This window comes from Terrabacter terrigena, from assembly GCF_042676085.1.
GTDB classification, from domain to species: Bacteria; Actinomycetota; Actinomycetes; order Actinomycetales; family Dermatophilaceae; genus Terrabacter; species Terrabacter terrigena.
In genome coordinates this window covers 1-17,689 of record NZ_JBHTKH010000016.1, presented here as the reverse complement: position 1 = coordinate 17,689, position 17,689 = coordinate 1, and the positions used below count along the sequence as shown (strand labels likewise).

Annotated in this window: 17 protein-coding genes; 5 read left to right on the top strand and 12 right to left on the bottom strand. The window is 72.6% G+C overall.

Annotation, left to right across the window (positions count from 1 at the left end; genetic code table 11):
• Positions 1–30: 30 nt before the first annotated feature.
• Complete coding sequence (locus tag ACFQ2V_RS17925; protein ID WP_386054239.1) at positions 31–960, top strand: LysR family transcriptional regulator; 930 nt, start codon at positions 31–33, stop codon at positions 958–960.
• Here ACFQ2V_RS17925 and ACFQ2V_RS17920 read toward each other — a convergent pair.
• The 7 genes from ACFQ2V_RS17920 to ACFQ2V_RS17890 all read right to left on the bottom strand — a co-directional run bounded on the left by ACFQ2V_RS17920 (position 944) and on the right by ACFQ2V_RS17890 (position 6,434).
• Complete coding sequence (locus ACFQ2V_RS17920; protein ID WP_386054238.1) at positions 944–1,501, bottom strand: hypothetical protein; 558 nt, start codon at positions 1,499–1,501, stop codon at positions 944–946. The two genes, ACFQ2V_RS17925 and ACFQ2V_RS17920, sit on opposite strands and share 17 nt — an antisense overlap.
• 96 nt (positions 1,502–1,597) lie before the next feature.
• Entirely contained in the window at positions 1,598–2,290 is a 693-nt protein-coding gene (locus tag ACFQ2V_RS17915) for a cobalamin B12-binding domain-containing protein (protein WP_386054237.1), read from the bottom strand.
• A 144-nt stretch (positions 2,291–2,434) separates the two neighbouring features.
• On the bottom strand, positions 2,435–2,674 hold the full coding sequence (locus ACFQ2V_RS17910; protein WP_386054236.1) for a hypothetical protein: 240 nt from the start codon (positions 2,672–2,674) through the stop codon (positions 2,435–2,437).
• A gap of 91 nt (positions 2,675–2,765) precedes the next feature.
• Complete coding sequence (locus ACFQ2V_RS17905; protein ID WP_386054234.1) at positions 2,766–3,752, bottom strand: hypothetical protein; 987 nt, start codon at positions 3,750–3,752, stop codon at positions 2,766–2,768.
• 151 nt (positions 3,753–3,903) lie between these two features.
• Positions 3,904–4,224, bottom strand: a complete 321-nt coding sequence (locus ACFQ2V_RS17900; protein WP_386054233.1) for a DUF2853 family protein — start codon at positions 4,222–4,224, stop codon at positions 3,904–3,906.
• Positions 4,225–4,370: 146 nt separating this feature from the next.
• Positions 4,371–5,360 carry a peptidoglycan-binding protein gene (locus tag ACFQ2V_RS17895; RefSeq protein ID WP_386054232.1) on the bottom strand — a complete coding sequence of 330 codons (990 nt, stop codon included), beginning with the start codon at positions 5,358–5,360 and terminating at the stop codon, positions 4,371–4,373.
• 90 nt (positions 5,361–5,450) lie between these two features.
• Positions 5,451–6,434 (bottom strand): ArsR/SmtB family transcription factor, encoded by a 984-nt coding sequence (locus ACFQ2V_RS17890; RefSeq protein WP_386054231.1) that lies wholly within the window; start codon positions 6,432–6,434, stop codon positions 5,451–5,453.
• A gap of 58 nt (positions 6,435–6,492) precedes the next feature.
• Here ACFQ2V_RS17890 and ACFQ2V_RS17885 point away from each other — a divergent pair, with 58 nt between their 5' ends.
• Positions 6,493–7,710: an MFS transporter gene (locus ACFQ2V_RS17885; protein WP_386054229.1), complete on the top strand. Its 1,218-nt coding sequence runs from the start codon at positions 6,493–6,495 to the stop codon at positions 7,708–7,710.
• Here the strand turns inward: ACFQ2V_RS17885 and ACFQ2V_RS17880 are convergent.
• The 3 genes from ACFQ2V_RS17880 to ACFQ2V_RS17870 all read right to left on the bottom strand — a co-directional run bounded on the left by ACFQ2V_RS17880 (position 7,707) and on the right by ACFQ2V_RS17870 (position 11,635).
• Positions 7,707–10,664, bottom strand: coding sequence for a helix-turn-helix transcriptional regulator (locus tag ACFQ2V_RS17880; RefSeq protein ID WP_386054228.1), 2,958 nt, complete (start codon positions 10,662–10,664; stop codon positions 7,707–7,709). The two genes, ACFQ2V_RS17885 and ACFQ2V_RS17880, sit on opposite strands and share 4 nt — an antisense overlap.
• Before the next feature lie 68 nt (positions 10,665–10,732).
• Positions 10,733–10,891, bottom strand: coding sequence for a hypothetical protein (locus ACFQ2V_RS17875; protein ID WP_386054227.1), 159 nt, complete (start codon positions 10,889–10,891; stop codon positions 10,733–10,735).
• A gap of 147 nt (positions 10,892–11,038) precedes the next feature.
• Entirely contained in the window at positions 11,039–11,635 is a 597-nt protein-coding gene (locus ACFQ2V_RS17870) for a LysE/ArgO family amino acid transporter (RefSeq protein ID WP_386054226.1), read from the bottom strand.
• Positions 11,636–11,704: 69 nt separating this feature from the next.
• Between ACFQ2V_RS17870 and ACFQ2V_RS17865 the strand changes: the two genes are divergently transcribed.
• The gene (locus ACFQ2V_RS17865; protein ID WP_386054225.1) at positions 11,705–12,628 is read left to right on the top strand and encodes a LysR family transcriptional regulator ArgP; all 924 of its coding nucleotides are present in this window, start codon (positions 11,705–11,707) and stop codon (positions 12,626–12,628) included.
• On the opposite strand, the gene ACFQ2V_RS17860 is transcribed toward ACFQ2V_RS17865, so the two are convergent.
• Positions 12,549–12,980 carry a rhodanese-like domain-containing protein gene (locus tag ACFQ2V_RS17860; RefSeq protein WP_386054224.1) on the bottom strand — a complete coding sequence of 144 codons (432 nt, stop codon included), beginning with the start codon at positions 12,978–12,980 and terminating at the stop codon, positions 12,549–12,551. The genes ACFQ2V_RS17865 and ACFQ2V_RS17860 overlap by 80 nt on opposite strands.
• On the bottom strand, positions 12,977–13,555 hold the full coding sequence (locus ACFQ2V_RS17855; RefSeq protein ID WP_386054223.1) for a cysteine dioxygenase: 579 nt from the start codon (positions 13,553–13,555) through the stop codon (positions 12,977–12,979). Before ACFQ2V_RS17855 ends, ACFQ2V_RS17860 begins: the two co-directional genes overlap by 4 nt.
• Positions 13,556–13,753: 198 nt before the next feature.
• Here ACFQ2V_RS17855 and ACFQ2V_RS17850 point away from each other — a divergent pair, with 198 nt between their 5' ends.
• Both ACFQ2V_RS17850 and ACFQ2V_RS17845 read left to right on the top strand, forming a co-directional pair.
• Complete coding sequence (locus tag ACFQ2V_RS17850) at positions 13,754–16,489, top strand: AMP-binding protein (protein WP_386054222.1); 2,736 nt, start codon at positions 13,754–13,756, stop codon at positions 16,487–16,489.
• A gap of 48 nt (positions 16,490–16,537) precedes the next feature.
• Positions 16,538–17,470 (top strand): DMT family transporter, encoded by a 933-nt coding sequence (locus ACFQ2V_RS17845; protein ID WP_386054221.1) that lies wholly within the window; start codon positions 16,538–16,540, stop codon positions 17,468–17,470.
• Positions 17,471–17,689 lie beyond the last annotated feature (219 nt).

The window sequence follows — 17,689 nt, the reverse complement described above, 5'->3', positions numbered from 1 at the left end:
TGTCACGTCCCAAACTCATACGATCGCGACATGAGAGCGGAGGAGTTCAGGTCGGTCGTGCGGTTGCTGCCCGTCTTCGTCGTGGTGGCCGAGGTCGGCCAGGTCACCACAGCCGCCGCAGTGCTCGGTATGCCGCAGCCCACCGTCAGCCGGGCCCTCGCCCGCCTCGGTGCCCTGCTCGGAACGCCCGTCGTGGAGCGGGACGGTCGCGGGATCACGCTCACCGCCGCCGGGCGGGCCCTGCTGCCCTTTGCGAAGGAGGGTGTCGCGGCGCTCGAGCGGGGCGTCGACGCCGTCACCGGATCGGGCGCCGTCGGACACGGCACCGTCGGGCTCTCGTTCCAGACACTGCTGGGCGAGGCCGTGGTGCCGGCCCTCATCCGACGCTTCCGCGACCGGTTCCCGGGCGTGCGCTTCGAGCTCTCGCAGGGTTCACGGCAGAAGGCCCTCGACGACTTCGAGGCCGGCCGCTGCTCGGTCGCCCTCGTGGCCTCGCCCCCGGAGGTCTCCGGGGCGTCGAGCACCGTGCTCTACGACGAGCCGCTCGTCGTCGCGGTCCACCGCACCCACCGCGCGGCGGGGTCGACCTCGGTGTCCGTCGAGAGCCTTGCCGCCGACGGTCTCGACGACCTCATCGTGCTCAAGACCGGGTTCGGCCTGCGGGGCCGCGTCGAGGAGATCTACGCCGATGCCGGTGTGCCTCTGCGGGTCGGGTTCGAGGCCGAGGACGTCCACACGGCAAGGGGGCTCGTCGGGGCCGGCCTCGGAGTCGCGATCCTGCCGGCCTTCGCCCCCGAGGGTGACGTCGTGCCTGTGGCACTGGACCACCCCCGGGCGCTGCGGACCATCGGCGTGCTCGTGCGCAACCCTGCGCACGACCTGACGGTGGCTGCCTTCGAGGAGTTCGTCGTGCGCTCCGGCAGGACCGTCGCTCTGGCCGCCCTCAGCCTGCGAGCGTGATGACGAGGGTGATGAGACCAGCGACGAGCAGGCCGGCGACGGCGATCCCGGCGACGGCCAGGGCGATCCGCCGGTCACGGCCCATGCGCTCATGCCACCCGAGGGCCTCCGCCGCGTCGCGGACGAGCTCGCGACCCTCGCCGGACGCAGCGGCGTGGCCACCGCGGTGCGCGCCGTCCGCCGGACCGACGCCGAGCTCCTCGCGGAACGACGACGAGTGGGCACGCCCCCGAAGGGCGGGCTTTCCGACCCGCTCGGGGTGCAGGCGCAGGCCGGCACCGTCGGCAGCCGTCTCGTCCCAGCGCACTTCGTGGGAGACGTCGGTGATCGAGAGCGCGTGCGCGGCCTCGTCGAGCCGGACCTCGTGGGTGAGCACGCGCTCGAGCCCGTGCTGCCTGATCATGGTCGTCGTGCGGGCGTCGGCCACGTCGATCGTCAGGTCGAAGCCGTAAGGGCGCTCGGTGACGACGTACGGACCTCCGGCGGCCACGGAGCGGACCTGCTCGATGAGTTGCTGCGTGTCAGCGGGACCTGAGGTCATGGGCGCTCCATCGATCGGCGGGGGCTCGCGCGTGGCTGCACAAGCACTGTGGCACAAGGCAAACGAGCCTAGTCCTGAGCGCGTCACGCCGGTGAGTCAGACCGCCGACGGCTCGTCGCGGTGGGGTGCGGCGCGGTGGGGTGAAGTGCGATGGGGCGCGGTGCGGCCGAGCGCGTCGTGCAGCACGCGCGCCGCCCAGACCGGGTCGCCGTCGAGGTGCGACGCGTGGCACAGCTCGCTGACGTCGTCCGTCGCGCCGCCGGCAGCGATGTGCAGGGACGTGGACCGTGCGATGCGGCGCAGGGACGGCCCGTGCGCCTCGAACGCCGTATGGCTGTGCGCGGCGAGCACGACGGCGTCCGGGTGCAGCGTCAGGCACGTGAGGTCGAGCTCTGTGGTCGGCGTGTCCGCGCCGAGGTAGCAGGTGCGCCAGCCGAGACGCGAGAGCGCGAGCGCCATTGCCATCAGGCCGAACTCGTGGTGCTCCCCGGGCATGCACGCGAGGACGGCAAGCGGTCCCTCGGTGCGCGCCTCGGAGTTCATCAGCAAGGAGAGCCGGGTGCGGATGACGTTGCTGGCGAAGTGCTCCTGCGCGACGCCGATCGCGCCCTTCGACCACCGTTCCCCCATGCCGTGGAGGTAGGGGAGCAGGACGTCGGACAGCGCGTCCTCGAGGTCGAGCTCCGCGAAGGCCTCGGCCAGCACACGGTGCCCGCCCGCCTCGTCGAAGGCCTCGAGGGTCTGCTCGAGCTGGGCGACCAGGTCGGTGCGTCTGGCACGCGAGGACATCGGGACGGCTCCTTCGGGGGTGCTGCTGGCCCCCGGGGCAGCCCCCGGGCGCTTGAGCCGCGGCCCAACCGACGCGTCATACCCAGTCGCCCGCTCGTCGTCACGCGTGTGGGCGGCCCGTCTCCCTGGTCGTGCTCGAGCGGCCTAGAGGTCGCTCATCATCGCGTCGCAGCCGCCTCGCATGGGGGTAGCGGCCGGGTGCCCTGGCGTCACGGTCGGCAGGCGCAGGTCGGCGACGGACGACTGGACGACCGGGGCTGCCGGCGCGGGGGCCGTGGGAGCGGCGGCGGCCGACGATCCGACCGGGGCCGCGAGGGCAACGAGTGCCGAGGCCGCGACGGCGGTCAGGGCGCTGCGACGGGTGAGTCTGCTGCGCGTCTCCATCCGTCCAGTCTGCGCTCGCGCCGAGAAGCCGTCCATAGCCCACCACGTCGTGGGCCACGGACGGCTCCGGTCGGTCGGACTGGCGCTCCGGTCAGACCTGGGGCAGCCGGGTCAGGGCGAAGGTGGCGGTCTCTGGTGACGGCACGCCGAAGCGGGCGTTCACGACCCAGAGCGATCCGAGGGCCGCCGTCGCGGTCGACGGTACGTCCAGCGACGGATCGGTCAGCGTGTCGACCCACTCGGCCCTCCACTCGTCGCCCCGGCGCCGCATACGGGTGGCGACGACCGCGAAGGCGCCGTTGCCGCGCACGTTGTAGAGCGTCTTGCCGACGAGCTCGAGGCCGTCTCCGCTCGTGATGGGCGGACCGCCGACCACCTCGATCCTGCGCGTCACGCCCGTCCGGCGGTCCACCTGCCACAGGCCGCCCGAGGTGCTGTGGTTGAGCACGAGCGCTCCGTCGGGGAGCCTGCGTATGCCGTTGGCGTTGAACGCCCCTGTGCTGCCGGGCCACTCACCGGTCAGCTCGACGAACCGGGCGGCGGCTCCGGTGGGCTCGCCGTGGCGCGTCAGACGGACCACTGTCAGGCGGTTCACGCCCGAGTCGGTGGCCCACACCGCGCGGCGGGTGACGACGAGGTCGTTGAGGAAGCCGGCGCCGGGCACCATGGTGTCGCTGACGACGGCCCCGGACATGGCGTCGACCGCCCAGATGTGCCCGTCCTCGCCGAGACTGCCGACGGCCCAGACGAGACCGGTGCGGCGGTCGAAGAACAGGCCGCGCAAGGAGCGTCCCGCTGCGGCCGGGAGCAAGGGGCGCACCTCGCCGGTGCGGAGGTTGCCGGTGACGATGCGTCCGTCGGCGACCGAGCCGACGTAGAAGGTGGCGCCCGGGCCTGAGGTGACGCCCTCGGGCTGCGTGCCGTTCGGCAGGGCGACGCTGTTCGGGAGGTGACCGCCGCGGCGGCTCCTGGCGGAGGCGACAGGGGTGGTCAGTGCAGTGACGGCGACGGCGGCTGCCGAGCCGAGGACGAGGCGACGCGAGGGGGTGCCTGGGTGCACGGCGTGGTGGTTGTCCATCCTTCAATGCTGGGCCCCAGTCTGACGAGAAGTCGAGACGCCCGGGCTGAACCTTTGGCGCGGATGTGCCGTTACACGCGACCGGCACATCCGCGTCCGGGCTACCGTTCGGGCCGACCGTCCGGGCCAACCGTCCGGGCCGACCGCTCGGTCAGCGGAAGAGGTCGAGCTTGTCGTGCTTCTCGGCGAGCAGGTAGTAGACGGTGACGCGGTTCTTCGTGCGGTCACCCTTGAGCTTCTGCCCGACCTCGGCGAGCGAGGCGTCGAGGTCGGCGTCCGAGTCGGTCAGGGCGAGCTTCTTCTTCATGAACCCGTCACGCACGCGGTCGAGCTCGGTCTTGTCGCTGAACGACACGAGTGACGAGTCGCGCTTCTGCAGGGCGATCCCGCAGTGGCGGACGATGCCCTTGATCGCGGCGTCGTCGGCGTCGGGGGAGTACTTCTTGACGTCTGCTGCCCAGTCTTCTGCCATGTGTCGTGCCCCTCTTCGTTGAATGGCGTGAACACGAGCGACGCTAGACCCAACGCGGGGCGCGGGAGAAGGTTCGCGGGAGAAGGCACGACACCAGGTGTTCGGGTGTCCACAGACCGGGGGCGGCGCGGCGGCGTCACAGGGCGTCAGACCGTGAGCTTGGCCCAGGTGCGCGGTCCGACGATGCCGTCGGCCGTCAGCGCGCGCGCCTTCTGGAAGGCCTGCGTCTTCGTCGTGGTCGTCGAGCCGAACGAGCCGCTCGCCGTCACCGCGTAGCCCCGGTGGGTCAGCAGCTTCTGCACCGCGACGACGGCCTGGCCGCTCGAGCCCTGCTTGACCGTCACGACGAGGGCGGTCCAGGTCTTGGGTCCGACGACGCCGTCGGCGGCCAGGCCCTTCGAGCGCTGGAACGCGATGACCCGGCTCTCGGTCGTGGGGCCGAAGGCGCCGTCGACGGTGAGGGAGTAGCCGCGGTGGCGGAGCAGGTGCTGGATCGCCGTGGTGCGGAAGCCGTTGGCGCCACGCCTGACGGTCGTCCACACGATGGGCACGGGTGCCGGGGCGCCGCCGATCCGCCGGGCGAGGGCCGCGAGGCGCGCGTCACCCGGGCGCACGTCGATCTCGAAGTGCATCTCGTCCTTGCGGCCCGAGTAGTCGCCGCCCCAGCGCACGACGCCGTTGCAGGCGGACACGATGGAGTGGATCCGGGTGCGCTGGGCCGCCGAGAAGGTGCCCGACCTGCCGAGCGGGTGGCGAGGCGCGTTGAGGTCGATGGCGGTGCCGCTGGAGTGGTTCGACAGCGACGTGCTGCCGGAGATGACGCGGTAGCTGTGACCCCAGCACCAGCCCTTGACGAGCGCCTCGACCTCGCCGTTGAAGCGGCGGGCCACGTAGCCGAGGACGGTGTGCACGTCGCCCCGCCGCACACCGGCCGGGAAGGTGGCGGCCCCGACGGACAGGGTGGCGAGCGGGATGGCGGACGACGAGCCGGCCGGCCAGCCGTTCTGCGACGTGGCGGCCTCGGCCGCGCTGCCGGTGGCGCCGACCAGGCCCCCGGCGAGGAGGAGGCCACCGGCGCCGCGCAGGAGCGTGCGGCGGCCGAGTTCGGGACCGGTGGTTTCGTGGAGCTCACACATGACTACCCCTGATCGAGTCGTTGGCGCGGCCGCGGCTGCGTCCGCAGCGCCGAGGCTAGGGGCGCGTCGTCAGGCGGTACATGGGGAGAACTACCCGGATCCGGGTGCCGGGCCCTGCGTGCCGGAGGCGACGAGCGCGTCGCCGACGGCGGTGCGCCAGTAGAGCACCTCGCGGCCCGAACGGCGCCGCAGCACGAGCCCGGCGGCCAGCAGCACCTTGAGGTGGTCACCGACAGAGCCGACTGCCAGGCCCGTGGTCGCAGCGAGTCCGCTTGTGCTGGAGGGTGACTCGAGGGCGACGAGCAGGCGCGCGCGGTTGCGGCCGACGAGGCGTTCGAGACCGTCGGGAGCCCCGGCGTCGACGCGGGCGAGCGCTCCCGCGACGGGGTAGTAGACGGCATACCTGCTCGGGAGCAGCCAGCCCACCCAGCGGGCCCGGTGGTTGACGGGCACGAAGAAGAGGTCGGCGTCGTCGGGCAGGACGCGCGACGGCAGGTCGTAGTCGTTGATCCGCAGGTGGCCGTCACCGACCCACTCACGGTCGCGACCGAGGTCGCGCAGCACCGCCGCCCAGCCCTGGGTCGCGAGCCGCGAGGTGCGCGCGACGACGTCGGCCCGGAGGATACGCTCTCGGCGCGCCCAGTCGGTCGCGAGCACGTGGGTCCAGACCCACTCGAGCAGCTGGGCACCGTGCTCGGTGAGGCCGTCGCGCAGCAGGACGTCGGGCAGGCCGCTCGCGGGTGAGCTCTCGGCGAGCTGGTCGCGCATGACGTCGTCGCCGAGGTCGCGCACGTCGTCGAGCTCCTGCTCGAAGGTGCGCCCGCCCGTGGCCGGCGGGAGGCAGAGCCAGTCGGAGATCCACTGCGGCTTCCAGCTGTGGTCGAGCACCGCCCGCCGCACGGGGTGCGCGTCGAGCATGGCCGCGAAGGCCTCGCCGTGGGCGGCGGCGAGCGCGCGACCCTCGGGGTCGGACGGTCGGACGAGGTCGTTGAGGGCGCCGACGGTCTCGATGCGCGGCGACACGACGAAGCGGCTCCTCGCCAACAGGTCGGCCGAGATCTGCCACGTCCCCATGTTTCGCCTCCATCCGAAACGTTACCGTCGAGCAGGCCTCGCCCGGCACGGTGGGCGGGTGAAGACGTACCGCCAGCTGTTCGCCGTGCCCGAGTTCCGCGTCCTCTTCCTCGTCCAGTGCCTCAACATCGGGTCGTATGCCGTCGCGTCCCTCGCGCTCGGCACCATCACCTTCGCGGCCACCGGGTCGCCCGTCCTCACGGCGCTCGCCATGTTCGGGGCGCCGCTCCTGCGCATCGTCGGGCAGACGCTCTTCGGCTCCGGCTCGGACCTCGTGCGACCCCGCACGGCGCTCGTGCTCGTCACGACGAGCGCCCTCGTGACCGACCTGCTCCAGGCGATCCCGGGCCTGGCGTGGGGCTGGCGGTTCGCGCTCCTCGCGGTCGGCCCGCTCGTCACGTCCGCCCTGGGCGGCAGCATGATGGCGCTCGTCTCCGACATCCTGCCGCCCGACGGCTTCATCCTCGGCCGCGCGACGATCAACATCGCGGTCGGCGGGATGCAGGTCGTCGGCTACGGCATCGGCGGCCTGCTGCTCATCACCTTCACCACGACCCAGCTCTTCCTCGGGTCCGCGGCGGCCCTGTTCGTGGCCGTCCTGCTGCTGCGGTTCGGGCTCTCCGACCACCCGCCGCGTCACGCCGGAGCGTCGGTCGTGAAACGCACCCGTGAGGTCAACCGTCGTCTGCTCGGCTCGCGCGTCGTCCGCCCGATCTACCTGACGCTGTGGGTGCCGAACGGGCTGATCGTCGGCTGCGAGGCGCTCTTCGTCCCGTTCGCGGGTGAGCAGGCCGGCTACCTCTTCGCGGTGACGGCGGCGGGCATGTTGCTGGGCGACGTCGTCGTGGGGCGGTTCCTCTCGGTCCCGTTGCGGGACAGGCTGATCGGTCCACTCCGCCTGCTTCTGGCGGTGCCGTACCTCGCATTTTCCCTCGTCCCGTCCCTTCCGTGTGCCGCCGCGCTCGCGTTCGTGGCGTCCGCGGGCTACTCGGCGAGCCTGCCCCTGCAGGAACGGTTGGTGACGCACACCGACTCGGAGGCGCGCGGTCAGGTGTTCGGCCTGCAGGGCACCGGTCTCATGGTCGGCCAGGCGCTCGGCGCGCTGCTCGGCGGAGCCGTCGCGAGCGCGCTCGGCACGGGAGCCGAGTCGGCGGCCCAGGCGATGGGCTTCATGGCCGTCGCCTCGGTCGTCGTGTCCGTGGCCCTGACGCCGGGGCTTCGCCGGTCGCGACCCGACCCGTCGACGGCCTCCCTGGTGGGAGAGCCGGCCCGCTAGGACACGAGCCCGCGTCTCCTCGCGATGGCAGCGGCCTCGGTGCGCCCCGCCGCCCCGAGCTTGGCCAGCAGGTTGGAGACGTGCACGCTCACGGTCTTGGTGCTGATGTAGAGCTGCTTGCCGATCTGGCCGTTGGTCAGGCCGCGAGACAGCAGGGCGAGCACCTCGAGCTCGCGGGGAGTGAGGTCGTGCGGGGCGCCCGCGCCACCAGCGGACGCGCCCGGCCGGACCTCGTCGAGCTCGCTCAGCAGCGGCTTGGCCTCGAGCCGGACGGCGACGTCGCGGGCCAGCTCTGCCTCGCGGCGTGAACCGGCGTCGTCGCCCGCGCTGCGGAGGGCGGCAGCGAGCCGTGCACGCGAACGGGCCGTCTCGAAGACGTGGCCGTAGCGCTCGAACGCGGCGGTGCTCCTGCGCCACGCGTCGACCAGCTCGTCGGCGCCGGGCGGGTGGTCGAGCTCGACGGCGCGACGCAGCCTGAGGATCTCGGCCTCGAGCCGGGAGGTCCACGCCCACGTCTCGCGGCTGGTGTCCTCGAGCGACTCGGACGAGGCGCGTTCGAACTTGGGGCGGCTCGCCTTCTCGACGGCGGGCCGCAGCTCGCCGATCAAACGTGCCCGCTCGGCCAGCGAGTCGACCAGGGCGACGGTGCGCTCGCGCAGCACCGGGTCGGCGGACGGCACGAGGCGGGCGGCCTGACCGGCGAGCAGGGCGGCCAGCCGGACCACGGCGTGGTACTCGCCCCAGGCCGCGTCGAGCGTGCGGACGGCTGCCTCGGTGACGTCGAGAACGGCACCTAGGTCACCGGAGTCGCCGAGCACGTCGACGGCCGCCATGACCGTGAGCACGACGGTGAGGCCGTCGACGGGCCACCACTCGCGCAGCTCGTCGAAGACGTCGGGGGCGACGGGCTCACCCCGGCCGGCCTGCACCAGGAGCATCGCGCCGGTGAAGATCGCGCGCCCCGGCTGTGGCGCGGGCCTGCCGCCGAGGTCGAGCCGGCGCACGGCTCCGTCCCAGTCGCCGAGCTCGTACGCCGTGAGGCCGCCGAGCAGCCGGCACTCCTGCCCCCAGGGCGCCCACTCGCGGTGCATGCGGCGCGCGACGTCGGCGCCCCGGTCGTAGAGGGCGAGGGCGCCGGGGAGGTCGCCGCGGCGGTGGGCGAGCGACGCGAGCTGGTGCAGGGCCCGCAGGAGCAGCGGGTCGTCGGGGTCGATGTCGTCGATGAGGGCCTGCAGGTGGGTCTCGACGGCGGCGAGGTCTTCCTGTGCCTCGAGCACCCGAGCCATGATGGCGCGCACCTCGGCGACCGCGCCCACCAGGCCGAGCCGCTCGGCGAGGAGCGACACCTCGTTTCCGACGACCGCCGCCTCGACGAACGAGCCCTGGTCGACGAGAGCCTGCACACGCGCGACGAGCACGCGGACCCGGCGCTCGTCGGCCTCCTCACCGACCAGGCAGAGGGCCTCGTCGGTCAGGGCGATGGAGTCGACCGGCAGGTCGAGGATGCGCGCCCGGATGACGAGCGTCGACAGCAGGTCGGCCCTCAGGAGCGGGTCCTGCGCCGTGCCCGGGTGGTCGAGGCGGTCGCGCAGCAGGTCCATCGCGCGCACCGACTCACCGGCGACCATCGCGGCCCGCGATGCGCGGAGGGTCACCTCGTCGCGCTCGGGGTCGTTCTCGTCGAGCCAGGTCAGGGCGCGCTCGAAGTGCAGCAGTGCCTCCTGGGGGCCACCGACGGCCATGGCCGCCTCGGCGGCCGCGCGGCTCGCACGCACCGCAGTGGGCAGGTCGCCGACCGCGGCGGCGTGGCGCGCCAGCTCGGACGCGGGGGCCAGGTGGGGGCACTCGGCGAGCACGGCGGCATACGCCCGGTGGAGCCTGAGGCGCTCACCCGGCAGGAGGCTGTCGGCGACGGTCTCGCCCAGCAGTGCGTGGCGGAAGGTGTAGGCAGGCGGCCAGCGAGCCTCGAGGACGTGGTGCTCGACGGCGGCCGCGAGCGCGGCCTCGAGGGTCTCGTCGGGCAGGGCGAGCACCTTCGAGAGCAGCTCGTGGTCGATGAACTGCCCGCCCTTGAGGGCGATCGCACGCAGCACGCGCTGCGCCGTGTCGTCGAGCTGCTCGACACGCGAACGGAGCACGCGGCTCAGGCCGCCGGTGAGGGCCTGGCCCGCCGCGGCGCTCGCGACGAGCTCCTCGGCGAAGAACGGGTTGCCCTCGGAACGACGCGCGATCTCGGCTGCCGTCGTCGCGTCGGTGGGGGCGCCCTCGATGCCGGAGACGAGCTCTCGGACGGCGTCGGCGGGCAGGGGTGCGAGTTCGACGTGCTCGAGCCCGGCGATGCGGACCCAGACGGCGAGGGTGTCGTGGAGCGGGTGGCGGCGGTGGAGGTCGTCGGAGCGGTAGGTGACGACCAGGCCGACGGCCTTCGTGAATCCGCGGGTCAGCAGCAGGGTGATGAGGTCGCGCGACGAGTGGTCGGCCCAGTGGACGTCCTCGACGACGACGAGCGAGGGCTGTGCGTCGCCGAGCGCCGACAGCAGGGCGTGCACGGCCTCGGCGACCTGGCCGGGGTCGGTGGTGCGGCCCGCCCGCTCGGGGTCGTGCGCGTCGGGGCGGCCGGGGAGGAGGTGGCCGAGGCTGGGATGGGTGTCGAGCACACGCTCGACCACCTCGGGATGGCCGGCGTCGACGGCGCCGACGAGCTCGACGAACGGAAGGTAGGCCAGGCTGCTGCCCGCCTGGCCGACGCAGTGCCCGACCGCCGTGAACCAGCCGGCGTCGGTGGCCTCGGTGACGAGGTGGCCGACGAGCCGCGACTTGCCGATGCCCGCGTCGCCCGACAGCACGACGACGCCACCGGGCCGGGCACCCGGGGTCGGGCGCAGTCCGATGGCGTCGGCGAGATGCGAGAGGTCGGTGTCCCTCCCGATGAGGGGGCCGGTGCTGAGCGGCATACGCGGAATTCTCGCGTACTCCGCCGACAGCGGCGGGACGGTGGACGACACGGGCCGTGCCGCCGTCGTCACCGCGTGCGGCCCGGGTTGTTCTCCTCGCGAGAGATCCTGGCCATCGTGCGCCGCATGATCTCGAGCGACGAGTCGCGACGGACGCGACGACGCTGCGGGTAGCGGGCCTCGATCTCGGCCTGGACGGTGCGGTAGTCGACGTAGTGGATGCTCACGGTCTTTCCTCTGTTCGTGCCTCTTTGGGACTCCTCCAGAGTCGGCTCCTGAGGTAGGCGCCCACATCGGGTGAGCTCCCTATCCGTGCACCGCCGCTACCTCAGATCCGCTCGTCGCCCTACCTCAGGCGTGCCCACGGCGCGACCTCAGCCGAGGACGAGGGTGGCGGCGATGGCGAACATCACGAGGGCGATGGCGACGTCGAGCACCCGCCACGTCGCGGGTCGGGCGAAGAGCGGTGCGAGCAGTCGCGCGCCGTGGCCGAGTGCGGTGAACCAGGTGATGCTGGCGGCGACGGCGCCCACGGTGAACCACCAGCGGCCGTCGGCTCCCTGCTGGTTCGCGATGGAGCCCACGAGCAGCACGGTGTCGAGGTAGACGTGCGGGTTGAGCCACGTGAGGGCGACGACGGTCGTGAGCACACCGCGGCGCGAGGTCGCCGTGCCGTCGGCCTCCAGGGCCTTCGGTTGCCGCGCGTTGCGCAGGCACAGCAGCCCGTAGCCGACGAGGTATGCCGCCCCGACCCACCGCACGACCGTGAGCAGGGTGGGGTGGGCCGTGACCAGACCTTCGACGCCGAGGACCCCTGCGACGACGAGCACCGCGTCGCTGAGGGCGCAGACGGTCACGACGAGGCCGACGTGCCGGCGGGTGAGCCCGGTGCGCAGCACGTAGGCGTTCTGTGCCCCGATGGCGATGATGAGCGAGGCCATCGTGAGGAAGCCGGGCAGGAGGGAGGTCACCGTTCGACGGTACGGGCGGACGGCGATTCAGTGAAGCGAAGGATTCTTCACTATCATTAGCATGACTTCATGAGGTTGCAGCCCGAGCACCTGGCGACCCTGCTCGCCATCGTCGACACCGGCACCTTCGACGCGGCGGCGCGGCGCCTGCACGTGACGGCGTCGGCCGTGAGCCAGCGCGTCAAGGCCCTCGAGGCCGAGGTGGGGCAGGTCGTCGTCGTGCGCGCCAGCCCGTGCCGTCCCACCGCGGCCGGTGAGGCGCTCGTCCGGCTCGCCCGTCAGCAGGGGCTGCTCGAGGCCGAGGCGCTCGCCGGCCTGTCGTCCGGCGTGCAGGGGCGGGTCGACCTGCCCGTGGCCGTCAACGCCGACTCGATGTCGACGTGGTTCGGGGCGGTGTTCGGCGAGGTGGCCGGTTGGCCCGACGTCGTGATCCGGGTGCACGTCGAGGACCAGGACCACTCGGCGCGGCTGCTGCGGTCGGGCGAGGTGCTCGCCGCGGTGACGTCGGACCCGACGCCCGTGCAGGGCTGCTCGACCGAACCTCTCGTGACCCTGCGCTACCTGCCGGTCGCCACACCCGAGCTCGTCGAGCGCTTCCGGTTCGGCCGCGGGATCGACTGGGGCGCGATGCCGGTCGTCCGGTTCAACGCCAAGGACGACATCCAGCAGCGGATCCTCGACCGCCACCGCGTCCCCGCGGCGCCGCCGACCCACGAGGTGCCCGACGGCACGGGCTTCGTCACTGCCGTACGCGCGGGGCTCGGGTGGGGTGCATTGCTGACGTCCCAGCTCGCCGAGGTGCTCGACACCGGCGACCTCGTGCGGCTCGGCGCCCGCGACCACGTCGACGTGCCGCTCTACTGGCAGCGCTGGCGCCTGCCGTCCGAGCACCTCGACCGGCTCAGCGACGTCGTCAGGACTGCTGCTGCGACGGCGACGCCGCCGCGGACTGCTCCTCCTGCCAGGCCCGCCAGGCGGCATACCCCCCGATGACGTCGGTGGCGCGGTGGATGCCCAGCTCCTGGAGCGCGGCCGCCGCCAAGCTCGAGGTGTAGCCCTCCTGGCAGAGCACGATGACGTGCAGGTCGTGGCTGGCGATGGGCAGCGAGGCGTCGCTCGCCGGGTCGAGGCGCCACTCGAGCACGTTGCGCTCGATCACGGTCGCGAAGTCGAGCTCACCCTCTGCGGCCCGCTGGGCAGCGGGGCGGATGTCGACGATGACGGCGCCCTCGGCGCGTGCGGCGTCCGCCTGCTGCGGCGTGATCCGGTGCAGGTGGCTCCGTGCCTCGGCGAGCACCTCGTCGATGGTGCGTGGTGGGCGTCCGGGGATGGGGTCCTTGCTCACCAGTCGACCCCGACCTCGGCGTGCTCCTCGGCCTCGAGGACGCCGGCGACCGCACGGTAGTTCGTCATGGCGGTCAGCCTGGGCGCGTACACGTGCAGGCTGACGGCCGGGTCGGAACCGGCGTTCGTGACCCGGTGCAGGTGCCGCGTGCCGAACGTGCGCTGGTCGCCGGGGGTGAGCAGGACGCCGGGCCCGGTCACCCGTCGCGCACCGTCGAGGTCGACGGTGGTCCTGTAGCCCGCCACCTCCTCGGTGAGCACTCCCTGGAGCACGACGAACGAGCCGGCGCTGCCGCCGTGGTCGTGCCATGGCGTGCCCTGGCCGGGGAGCCACGTGAGCAGCCACGCCTCGTGGTGCTCGTCGGCCAGGAGGCGGGCGTAGTAGCGGGTGATGGGGTCGAAGTCGACGAGGCCCTGCCAGATCGTGCGCTGGCGGGAGAGCCTTCGGGCGGTGTCGGCGAGGTCGACGGAGATGCGCTGGGCGCCGCGGGACATGGTGGAAGCCTTTCGGGTGGGTGCGGTGTGCGTGTGGTCGGCGGCGCTCGGGGCGGCCGGCAGCAGGAGATCAGGCTGCACGGCGGCTCCCGAGCGGTCGACAGGCATACATTCGTCCCGCCCAGCGGCTCGGGCACGCGATGGGCGCGGGGAAGCCGGGCCGGTCCGCCCGCTCACTCACATAACCATCGGTTCTCATAGACAAAACGCTAACTTATGTTGCTCCGATCGGCAAGCAGGGGTTTGCCATTAGGTAAGGCTTACCTATCTAATGTGGACGTGCTCGAGTCCCTCACGACCTCCACGGCCGCGCCCGCCCGCGCGCCCTGGCTCGACCTCCCCGGCACCCCCCGTGCCGCCGCCGTCACGCTGGCCGATCGGGTCGTCAGCCGTGAGGAGCTCCGCGTTCTCGTCGACGACGCCGGGAGGGCGCTGGCCGGCACCCGCCGCCTCGTGCTCGTCGCGATGCAGAACCGTCTCGACTGCCTCGTCGCCTACCTCGCCGCGCTCCGGCAGGGCCATGCGGTCCTGCTCGCCGCAGGTGACCGGCCCGACGTGCTCGAGGGCTTGCGGGCGGCGTGGAACCCCGACGTCGAGATCTCTGCCGAGGGGGCGGTGCTGGTCCACCGCGACGAGCCCGCCGCCCCGCTCCACCCCGACCTCGCGCTGCTGCTCAGCACCAGCGGGTCGACCGGCTCGCCGAAGCTCGTGCGCCTCTCCTGGGACAACCTGACGGCGAATGCCGAGCAGATCGCCGAGTTCCTCCAGATCCGTGAGACCGACTGCGCTGCAACGACGTTGCCGCTCCACTACTGCTACGGCCTCTCTGTCCTGCACAGCCACCTCAGCCGCGGCGCCGGCATCGCGCTGACCGACCTCTCGGTCGTCGACGAGTGCTTCTGGGACCTCGCCCGCCGCGCCGACGTCACCTCGCTCGCCGGGGTTCCGTGGACCTTCGAGATGCTCGAGCGGTCGAGCTTCTCCGGCCTCGACCTGCCTCGCCTGCGCTACGTCACCCAGGCCGGCGGCCGCCTCGACCCCGACCGCGTGCGCCACTGGGCGCAGCTCGGCCGTGAGAGCGGGTGGGACTTCTTCGTCATGTACGGCCAGACCGAGGCCACGGCCCGCATGGCCTACCTGCCGCCCGACCTCGCCCTGAGCAGCCCCGGCTCCATCGGCGTTCCCGTGCCCGGCGGCGCCCTCGAGGTCGTCGACGGCGAGCTCTGCTACACCGGGCCCAACGTCATGCTCGGCTATGCCGAGTGCCCCGGCGACCTCGCCCTGGGTCGCACGACGACCCGCCTGCGCACGGGTGACCTCGGCCGCCTCGGACCCGACGGTCTCTACGAGGTCACCGGCCGCTCGAGCCGGCACGTCAAGGTGCTGGGCCACCGTGTCGACCTCGACGTCGTCGAGCGCCGCCTGCGCGACGCCGGGCGCGACGTCCGGGTCGCCGGCCGCGAGGGACTGCTCGTCGTGACGGTTCGCGACGAGGACGACCGCGGCCCGGGACGCGGTGGCGTCGACCACGGCGCCGTGCGACGCGCTGCCGCAGCTGCGGGGCACGTGCCCCTCGGGGCCGTACGCGTCGTCGAGGTCGTCGAGCACCCGACCCTTCCGGGCGGAAAGGTCGACCACCAGGCCATCGTGGCGCTCGCCGAGAGAAGCACCGAGGGCGGGGCCCGCGGGGCCGCAGCCGCCGACTCCGCTGCGGCGCAGAGTGGCTCGGTCGCGAGGATGTATGCCGCAGCCCTGCACCGCGATGCCGTGCCCGCGGAGGCGACCTTCGCGTCGCTCGGCGGCGACTCGCTCAGCTACGTCGAGGTCTCGCTGAAGCTCGAGGAGCTGCTCGGCGACCTGCCGCCGTCATGGCACGTGACGACCGTCGGCCGGCTCCAGGAGCAGGCGGACGACGCGCTGGCCGACCTGCGTTGGGCGACCACCGTGGACGCCGGCACCGAGCCCCGCTCGGAGCGTGGTGGACGCGGTACGCGGCACACGGCATACGGCCGGGGCGGTCGTCCCGCTGCTGCCCGCCGGCGCACCGTGGAGACGAGCGTCTGGCTGCGCGCCCTCGCGATCCTGCTGATCGTCGGCACCCATGCCGACCTCTTCTCACTGTCGGGCACCGCCCACGCGCTGTTCGTGCTGGTCGGTTTCAACGTCGCACGCTTCGCCCTGGCGACGCCCGAACGGGCCGCCAGGCTCAAGGCGCTCGGCCGCGGTCTGGCGAGGATCGTGGTCCCCACGCTCGCCGTGATCGCGCCCGCCCACTTCGTGTGGGGCGACTACCAGACCCGCAACGTCCTCCTGATGAACTGGGTGTTCGGCGAGCAGCGTCTCGGGCCGCCGTGGCGCTTCTGGTTCATCGAGGCGCTCGTGTTCGCCCTCGTCGTGGCGATCGTGCTCACGGCCGTGCCCGCGATCGCCAGGCTCGAGAAGCGCTGGCCCTTCGGGCTGCCCGCGGCCCTGACGCTGGCTGCGTTCACCCTGCGGCTGCCGCTCTTCGAGCTCCCCGTGCCGCGCATGCAGGGTTCTGCCCTCGTCGTGCTCTTCCTCTTCTTCCTGGGCTGGGCGATCGCTCGAGTTGTCACGCCGCGGCAGCGGTGGATGTTGACCGTCGCGGCGGTGCCGCTCGTCGGCACCTTCTCCGGCAACCCGGCCCGTGACGCGTTGTCGCTCGCCTTCGTGCTCGCCCTCGTGTGGAAGCCGACGACCCGCCTGCCGGCCTGGCTCGTGCCCGCGGTTCAGGTGCTCGCCGCGAGCTCGCTGTTCGTCTACGTCATCCACTGGCAGGTGCTCGAGCAGCTGTGGGGGCGGCCGGTGCTCGCCTTCACGGGGTCGATGGTCGCGGGTGTCGCGTACTGGCTGCTGTGGACGCGCCTGCTCCCGGGGCTCGGGCAGCTGCTGGTGGGCGGTCGTCGCCCGTCGTCCGTGGGTGCCGAGCTCGCCGTGGGTGCCGAGCGCGCCGTGGGCGGCGAGCGGCCGACGTGGCGGCAAGTCGTGCACACCTGACCGAAAATCCTGCGGCGCGCTGTCGGTGCCGACGTCTACGGTCTGCAGGTGACCGTCGAATCGCCCCCCGCCGTCGAGGCCCCCGCCGACTCCCGCCGCACCACCTGGCTCGTCCTCGGGGCGGTGGCCGTCACCCTGCTGCTCTGGGCGTCGGCCTTCGTGGCCATCCGTCACCTCGGTCGTGACGTGCCACCCGGAGCCCTCTCGCTCGGTCGCCTGCTCGTCGCGTCCGTGGCGCTCGGGGTCCTCGTCCTCCGCCGGCCCCGCACCTGGCCCGGCCGGCGCGACTGGCCGCTGCTGCTGCTGTGCGGTGTCGGGTGGTTCGGCGTCTACAACCTCGCGCTCAACGAGGCCGAGCGACGCATCGATGCCGGCACGTCTGCCCTCATCGTGCAGATCGGGCCGATCATCGTCGCCCTGTTGGCCACGGTCTTCCTCGGCGAGGCGATGAACCGCTGGCTGCTCATCGGCATGGCCGTGGGCTTCGCCGGAGTCGTCGTCATCGCGCGCGGCTTCTCCTCCGGAGACGCGGGCGACATGGTGGGGGTGTGGCTGGCCGTGCTGGCCGCGATCACGTATGCCGTCGGCGTCCTCGCGCAGAAGCCCCTCCTCGGGCGCCTGCCCGGGCCCGAGGTCACATGGTTGGCGTGCATCATCGGCGCCGTCGTCTGCCTCCCGTGGAGCGGCGAGCTCGTCACCGTGGTGCGCGACAGCGACGCCGGCACGCTGCTCTGGATCGCCTACCTGGGGGTCTTCCCGACGGCGATCGCCTTCTCGACGTGGGCTTACGTGCTGGCGCGCAGCAACGCCGGCACGCTGACGTTGACGACCTTCCTCGTGCCGTTCATCGCCACCCTCATCGCCTGGGCGCTCCTGTCGGAGGTGCCGCCGCCACTGACGTTCGCGGGCGGCGCGCTCTGCATCGCCGGAGTGCTGCTCACGCGCCGCAAGCCGCGACGTTCGGCTCCCGCCGAGAAGTAGTAGTCCCTCCCGAGGCTGCCAGGGCCAAGTAGTCGGATCGTGTTGCGCTGACAGCGAATTCACCCGGCGAGTGCGTGGACAACTCTTCCGGCGAAGTCGAACTTGTGTTCTGCATATCTGCTTGGGTGAAGTAGAATCTGTGGATGACCGTGAATCCAATTCGGGGCGTGGATTATCCGTCGACGTACCAGCAGCTGCTCGATTGGTTCCCGGACAACG

Bases quoted from the DNA above. Each gene is read 5' to 3' on its own strand.
- ACFQ2V_RS17925 (WP_386054239.1), top strand. From the start codon at position 31: ATGAGAGCGGAGGAGTTCAGGTCGGTCGTGCGGTTGCTGCCCGTCTTC.
- ACFQ2V_RS17920 (WP_386054238.1), bottom strand. From the start codon at position 1,501: ATGACCTCAGGTCCCGCTGACACGCAGCAACTCATCGAGCAGGTCCGC.
- ACFQ2V_RS17915 (WP_386054237.1), bottom strand. From the start codon at position 2,290: ATGTCCTCGCGTGCCAGACGCACCGACCTGGTCGCCCAGCTCGAGCAG.
- ACFQ2V_RS17910 (WP_386054236.1), bottom strand. From the start codon at position 2,674: ATGGAGACGCGCAGCAGACTCACCCGTCGCAGCGCCCTGACCGCCGTC.
- ACFQ2V_RS17905 (WP_386054234.1), bottom strand. From the start codon at position 3,752: ATGGACAACCACCACGCCGTGCACCCAGGCACCCCCTCGCGTCGCCTC.
- ACFQ2V_RS17900 (WP_386054233.1), bottom strand. From the start codon at position 4,224: ATGGCAGAAGACTGGGCAGCAGACGTCAAGAAGTACTCCCCCGACGCC.
- ACFQ2V_RS17895 (WP_386054232.1), bottom strand. From the start codon at position 5,360: ATGTGTGAGCTCCACGAAACCACCGGTCCCGAACTCGGCCGCCGCACG.
- ACFQ2V_RS17890 (WP_386054231.1), bottom strand. From the start codon at position 6,434: ATGGGGACGTGGCAGATCTCGGCCGACCTGTTGGCGAGGAGCCGCTTC.
- ACFQ2V_RS17880 (WP_386054228.1), bottom strand. From the start codon at position 10,664: ATGCCGCTCAGCACCGGCCCCCTCATCGGGAGGGACACCGACCTCTCG.
- ACFQ2V_RS17865 (WP_386054225.1), top strand. From the start codon at position 11,705: ATGAGGTTGCAGCCCGAGCACCTGGCGACCCTGCTCGCCATCGTCGAC.